Origin of the sequence: Kitasatospora sp. SUK 42 (assembly GCF_015776785.2) — a bacterium.
Classification (GTDB): Bacteria; Actinomycetota; Actinomycetes; order Streptomycetales; family Streptomycetaceae; genus Kitasatospora.
Map to the genome: position 1 here is coordinate 1 of NZ_LFMD02000021.1, position 6,586 is coordinate 6,586.

Annotated in this window: 1 protein-coding gene and 1 pseudogene; one reads left to right on the forward strand and one right to left on the reverse strand. The window is 68.3% G+C overall.

Features of this window, described 5'->3' with window-relative positions; translation table 11 throughout:
• Positions 1–5,868 (reverse strand): RHS repeat domain-containing protein (locus RZ50_RS28160; RefSeq protein ID WP_217681002.1); only part of this gene is annotated, 5,868 nt, incomplete at its 3' end.
• Positions 5,869–6,304: 436 nt separating this feature from the next.
• Between RZ50_RS28160 and RZ50_RS28165 the strand changes: the two are divergent.
• Positions 6,305–6,586 (forward strand): annotated as a pseudogene (locus RZ50_RS28165) (hypothetical protein); the annotation flags it as partial.

Genomic DNA, 6,586 nt, shown 5'->3' on the forward strand with positions numbered 1-6,586 from the left:
GCCGCACTTCTTCTTGCCGCTGTCGCTGGGGTGGCTGCCGCCACCACCACCACCGCCGCCACCGCCACCATCGCCGCCGCCACCGCCGTCACCGCTGTTGCCGGTGTCGGAGCCGGAGGTGCCGTTGGTCGGTGTGATCGGCTGGGAGGTCGACGGACCTCCGGTGGTGCAGTTGGTGGAGGTCGGGTTGGCGTTGCAGTAGTCCGCGAGCCGTCCGTCGCTGACGGAGACCAGACCAGTGGCATCGCTGGTGTTCAGCGGGTCGTTGTTGCTGTAGGCGTAGCCGTTCCACTGCTGCGGATTGCCCTCCGCCAGGAGTGGGTCCGCGTTGAGGAACCGGCCGTGGGCGGGGTCGTACTCGCGGGCGCCGAGGTTGGTCAGCCCGGTGGCGTCGTCCTTGGTGCCGCCGACGAAACCCTTGTCGCCGGCCCAGCTTCCGGGGGCCGGCTGGCTGCCGCGCGGGTTCCCGAACGGATCCGTGGGACGCCGGACGACGGTCTGGGAGGCATCGGTGTTGATCTGGACGCCGTTGGTGCCGTGCGGGTCGGACGCCTGGTAGACCAGTTGACCACCGCTGGTGGGCGCGGTGACGCGGGTGATGGTGATGCCGCCCGGCGAACCGTAGTACCGCACGTCGGTCATCGCCCCGGAGGCGGTGTCGAGGGTGAGCTCGTCCGATCCGAGGTTGAGGGTGGTCCTACCCGGGTCACGGCGGATCAGCTGGCTGCCGTCCGCGTCGTACAGGTACGACGTCCCCTGGGACCCGGCCTTGGTGATGGTGTCGAGCCTGTCCTCCCCGTTCCAGGTGAGGGTGGTGGTGGCACCGGTGCTGTCGGTGACGCTGGTGGTGTTGCCCATCGCGTCGTACTGGTAGGTACTCGACACCGTGCCGCTCGCCGACTTCGTCGACGTCGACACCAGCGCGTGCGGACCACCGGTGCCGCCCCCGGTGTTCGGCGCAGTGGTCTTGCTGTTGACCGTGCCCGCGGCGTTGAACGTCTGGGTGGTGGTGGTGTCGTTGGCGGTGTTGCCGGTGACGTCGTGCTGCAACAGCGAAGTGCGGTCACCCGTCGCGTCGTAGCCGTAGGTCTGCCAGTACGGCGACGGTCCGCCCACACTCGGCTTGGCCGGAGATCCGGACTGGACCGGGCCGTTGACGTTCTTGCAGCCGCCAACACCGGGGACGGACGGTGCCGCCTGGGTGTTGGTGTCACCGGCGTCGGTCCACGCCGTGGTCACGCGGCCGAGGTAGTCGTAGGTGAAGCACTGCAGGTCCGTGGCGGACGCGTTCTGCTGGTCCTTCACCGAGGTGATCCGGCCGGCCGGGTTGTAGGTGTAGCTGTACTGGTCCAGCGAGGTGGTACCGGTCTGGCGGTCCAGGAAGGAGTTGACGAGCCGTCCGGTGGCCCAGTCGTACTGCTGGGTGGAGACGACCTGCGTACCGAAGTCGCCGACCGTGGTACGGGTCGGACGCCCCAGGGCGTCGTACTGGACGTCGGTGACCAGGGTGCCGGCACCGCCGGAGGCCATCAGCAGACCGGTGTTGCTGTAGGTGTAGTCGACCTCCTCCGCCGGCAGACCGCCCATCGCCGGCAGGTTCGTGTGGTCCAGCGAACCGAGGACGGGGGTGTAGACGTTGCTGGTGGTGTACGTGGCACCGAGCGAGCCCTCGCCGGTCTTCCCGCCGGGGACCGTCACGCTGGTGCCCAGGGGCCGGTACATCGCGTCGTAGCCGGTGACGGCCTGGGTGTAGGACTTGCCGCCCGCGACCGAACCGCCGACGTAGCGGGTGCTGGACGCCAGCATGCCCTTGCCGCCGGACACGGTGTCGTACGACCACCCCGCGAGCTGGTTCGCCGCCGACACGCTGCCCGCGTACAGACCGGTCTTGCGACCGAGCACGTCGTAGGAGTACGCCAGGGTGTTGCCCCTCGCGTCCGTGGTGGACGCGACCCGGGAGTTGACGTCGTACGCGGTGGTGGTCGTGCCGGTGTCAGGGTCCGTGACCGACGACTGACGCCCGCGCAGGTCGTAGTTGTAGCTCCAGGTGTTGCCGGAGGTGTCCTTGCGGGTCAGCGGCTGGCCGGCCGGCGTGTACGCGTACGTGGTCACGTCCGCGTCACCGACGACACCCGTCGCCGTGCTGCCGTGGTACTGCCACAACTGGGTGACGCGGCCCCGGGCATCGGTCAGGGTCGTCGTCGGCGTTCCGCCCTGCGGCGGAATGACGTCGGTGCGGTCCGCGCCGGGGTAGGCCGTGGTGGTGACCCACTGCTGCTGGGCGTACGACATGAAGGCGTCGCTCACCTTGCGGCCCGTGCCGTCGTAGGTGATCCAGTCCTGCGCGGGGACCTGCGAGTCCTGCGGAGCGAAGATCGTCCCGTTCGGCTGGTTCGCGCCGTCGAAGTACGCCGCGGCCGTCTTCACGGCCCAGCCGTGCGAGTCGTAGACCTGATCGGTGATCAGACGTCCCGCGCCGCCGGTCGCCGGGCTGCTCTGCGTCTGCCGCAGGCGGCCCAGACCGTCGTACAGCTCGTTCTTCGTCGAGTACGTCGCGTCCTCGTTGATCGCCTGCGAGGTGATCACGGTGGGGGCGGTGACGCCGTTGACGGAGTACGAGAACTTGTAGTTCGCGCTGAGGTCGGTTGCCCGGTCCGGCTGCCACACCGCGGTCAGACGCCCCAGGGCGTCGTACTGCTTGGTCGTGGCGCGGCCGTTGGCGTCGGTGGACACCAGCGGGATGCTGCGACCCGGGTCGACCATCTGGGACGTGGCCCATGACGATCCCATCGGGCCGGTCAGCGTGACCTTGGTCGGAATCGCGCCGGTCGCCGGCGTGAAGGCCGTCTGCTGCTTGACACCGTCCGGTCCTGCCGCCGAAACCACACGGCCGTAGACGTCGAAGGAGGCCGAGGTCAGCTGCGCGTAGTGCGGTCCGCTGCCGTCGTAGGAGTCCACGGCCCAGGTGCTGGTCGGGTCAGCGGTCGCACCGGACGTGCCGAACGCCATCCCGTCGTAAAGGGTCTGCGTGTCCTTCAGGGTGTTGTTCGCGTCCGGTGCCGTTCCGCACGGACCGGCGATCGTCTTCTCCTCGGACGCGAGCATCCGCATCAGCGGGTTGCTGCCGGTCGCGTAGCTGGTGGTGGTGCAGGTCTCCGGCACGGCCGCGGTGCCGTCGCCCCTGTCATCGAGCTGAACGGGCCGGTTGCCGTTGTTCGGGTCGAACGTCGTCACCGAACTCGTGGTCCGCCACGTCCCGTTGGACAGCTTCGTCCAGGACGACGCCGTGGTGCTGGTGCTCTGGTAACGCGCCACCAGGTCGGGCATGCCGTTCTGCTGGTGATGCGTCGCCGTCACCACGTCGTTCGACGCGACCGCGGACGAGGCGCTCTGCACCGAGCCGCCGGCCCGGTCGAAGCCCTGCTTGCCCAGGACGTTGCCCGTGCGCCACTTGTCGTCGGTCACCGTCACCGCGCTCGCGCCCGGGTACGGCGTGAACGACACCGAAACGTTGCGGGTGGAACCGTTGGCGAGGTAGTCGCCGTTCATGCCCCGCAGGTACGTGGTCACCTGCTGGGTCTTGGGCGCCTCACCCGAGTAGCCGCTGCCCGTGGTCGTGGTGACCGTCTGGTAGCCCCGGAAGTCGTCCCAGGTCCGCACCTTGGGGTCGACGAACTCGCCGTCGCCGCGGTGCCAGGCGGCTCCGCCGCCGTAGGTGTAGTCGGTGGACTTCGTCAGCGTGGTGCCGGTGACGGCGTCCTGCTCGGTCACCGACGTGACCAGGTACTTGTTGAACCAGTCGCTCACCGGGTCCGGCGACGACGAGCCCGGCAGGTACCAGTGCACCGGCATGCAGGCCATCGTGTTGCCGTCCTCGGAGGAGGGCATCGTGTTCCTGGTCCGCGAGCACTCCGGGTCGGCGTAGTTCACGTTGATCCGCCCACCGGTCTCGGTGGTGATCTGCTGGATCCGCGGACGGTAGAACGCCGGCTCGGCCGGCACCAGGCCGTCCACTCGGTTCGCCAGCTCGCGCGCGGTGAAGGACACCGCCGGCAGCGTCACGGCCGGCTGGCCGTTCGTCGCCGTCCGCACGATCGAGGCCAGCCACAGCGCCGGCTTCGTGCCGTCCCCCGGGTCCGGGAACGTGTGGTTCAGCGCCCACGAGTCCACCGTCGTGTAGCTGGAGCCGACCAGCACCTGCGTGCTGATCTGCGACAGCATCAGCGGGGACCAGAAGGTCGGCGAGTAGTTGGTGCACTTCCCGGTCGACGCACAGGCCTGGTCCAGCGGCGTGTCCGGCCAGTTCGCCTGGTTCGCCACCGTCCGCTGCGCGGCCGTACAGGTCACCTGGCCCGACGCGGTGCACCGCTCGACGGTGTCGAACAGCACCTTGGCCGCCGGGTTCGCCCCGCCGTTCGCCGCGACCTGCTCCGGCAGACGCTGACCGTACGCGATCTTCGTCACCTCGGCCGCACGCACGTACGGCGTGAGCGTGCCGTTGCCGCCGTTCTGGCCACCACCACGCGAGTAGTAGTTCAGATCCTGCTGATAGCTGTACGTGATCAGGTTCTGGTGGGTGTCCACGACGTAGTCGAGGTTCCACCGCCACCCCTCCTGGCACCACGAACCCGTGCCGGTGGAGGAGTTGTAGCAGTCGTCCCCGCTGTTCGGCGAGTAGACGGGCGCGTACTCCACCGAGTTCGCCGCCGGGTCGCCCTGATTGCCGCCGGGGAGGTGGTTCTGACCGAAGTAGTACTGGATGCCGTCGGTCGTGGTCACCCGCCAGTACTCACCGTTGTGCGCCTCGTTCGCCGCACCGGTCAGCTGCTCGATCTTGGAGCCGTCGTCACCCTGGAGGTGCCAGGCGCCCGTCGCGTCGTCGTGCACCAGGGTGCCCGAGTGGCCACCGAGGCTCAGCGAGGCGTTCTGGCCACCCCAGCAGATGTCACCCGAGTTCGTGATCCCGTCCTTGTCACAGGACCGGTACGAGCGCTCGATGAAGCCGGGCTGGTAGTCCCAGCCCTCACCGACCCAGGACGACTGCGCGTTCTGCGACGACGTCTTCCCGTCCACCATCGACGAGTCGTAGCCCAGCGACAGCGCCGGACCGGCACCACCGATCGACGCAGGGGTCGGAACCGGATACGAGTAGGTGAAGTTGCCCACGTTCGAGCCCGCACCCCACGCCGCCGACGACGACAGCGGCGAGGCGGAGTAGCCGCCCATCGGGCCGCTCGACGTCGAGGTCGTGGCCAGCACCGTCGGCGTCGAGGAGGTCGGCGTCGACCCGGTCGACGCCTGGACGAACGACGCCTGCGACACCCGACCGCCGCCGCTCTCCGACAGCGAGCTCCTGCTCACCGTGGACGCCGCCGGAAGCGAGACCTGCGCGGTCAGCACACCCGTCTTCGGGTCCACACTGGATTCGACCGGCGTCTGCTTCTGGCACTCGGTCCGCTCGGGTGTCGTCAGAGCGCATCCCGGCAGCTCCACCAGTCTTGCGCGATCGGCCCAGGCAACGCCCTGAAGCGCCTTCAGGTCCAGCGCCACCTTCACGTTGCGGTCCACCGAGGAGGCCTCGGCATCCGTCAGCGCGACCACCGAACCGGCCACACCGGCGGCTTCCGCGGTCTTCGCACCCGATACGTCAACCCGCACCGAGTGCACCGGATCCCGGTCGCCCTGGGCGACCTTCACCGGCAACTGCCCGGCCTGCACCGGGTTCCCGCCCGACAGCGCCACCGTCGCCGAGCCGGCCGGCGCCGCCGACGGGACTGCGGGCTTCCACTCCCCCGGCACCGGTGACGCCGGCGGCGGAAGCTTCGCCGGCTTCATGTCCTCGCCCTTGACGGACTTCTGTTCCGTCAAGGGCGTCCTGGGCGACCACACCTTGCCGTGCGGTCGCGCCGCAGCCCACGCCTCGACGGACGGAGCCACAATCAAAGTCGTCAAAACGGACAAGAAGGCGAGAAGAGACACCCATGAGTGTCTCCCCCTCAACCATCTCCCGACCGGCGTCTGAATACGCCAAGCCCCCACGCGAATCTCCCTCAAGGGATGGATCGATAAACGGTCACACACACTCGCGCGACCGCCGGGGGAGAACCTTAGACCCAGACCTTATCTCTATTTTAACTGCGGTTCGATCAATCCCCTTTGCCACGTGGACAATTGACCCCAACAATCCGATTTTCCACCCAAATATGGACAGTTCGATCCGGACTTGACTATCCACCCCCTGACCTCCACAGTGCCCTCGAACGTCCGCACGCGCGGACTTATCGGGGAGAGCGAAAGACCCTTGATGTCCAATTTCAGAATATTGTCCGGGGCCGGGCTTCCGGCGGCGAAAAAGCGGCGGGCCGTCCGGTTCGCCGCCGTCGCGACCACCAGCGCCATGGGCCTCGGAATGCTCGGCATTCCGACCGCATTCGCAGTAACCGCAACCAGCGGAACCCCAGCCGCAGAACCCGCTCTGACGGCAGTTCAGAAAAGCGTTCTGGACGCGCGGGCAAAGGCCAAGTCGACGGGTAAGCCGGTCGTGGTCGACGCGATGACCACCGAGACGTCGCTGACCCTCATCAAT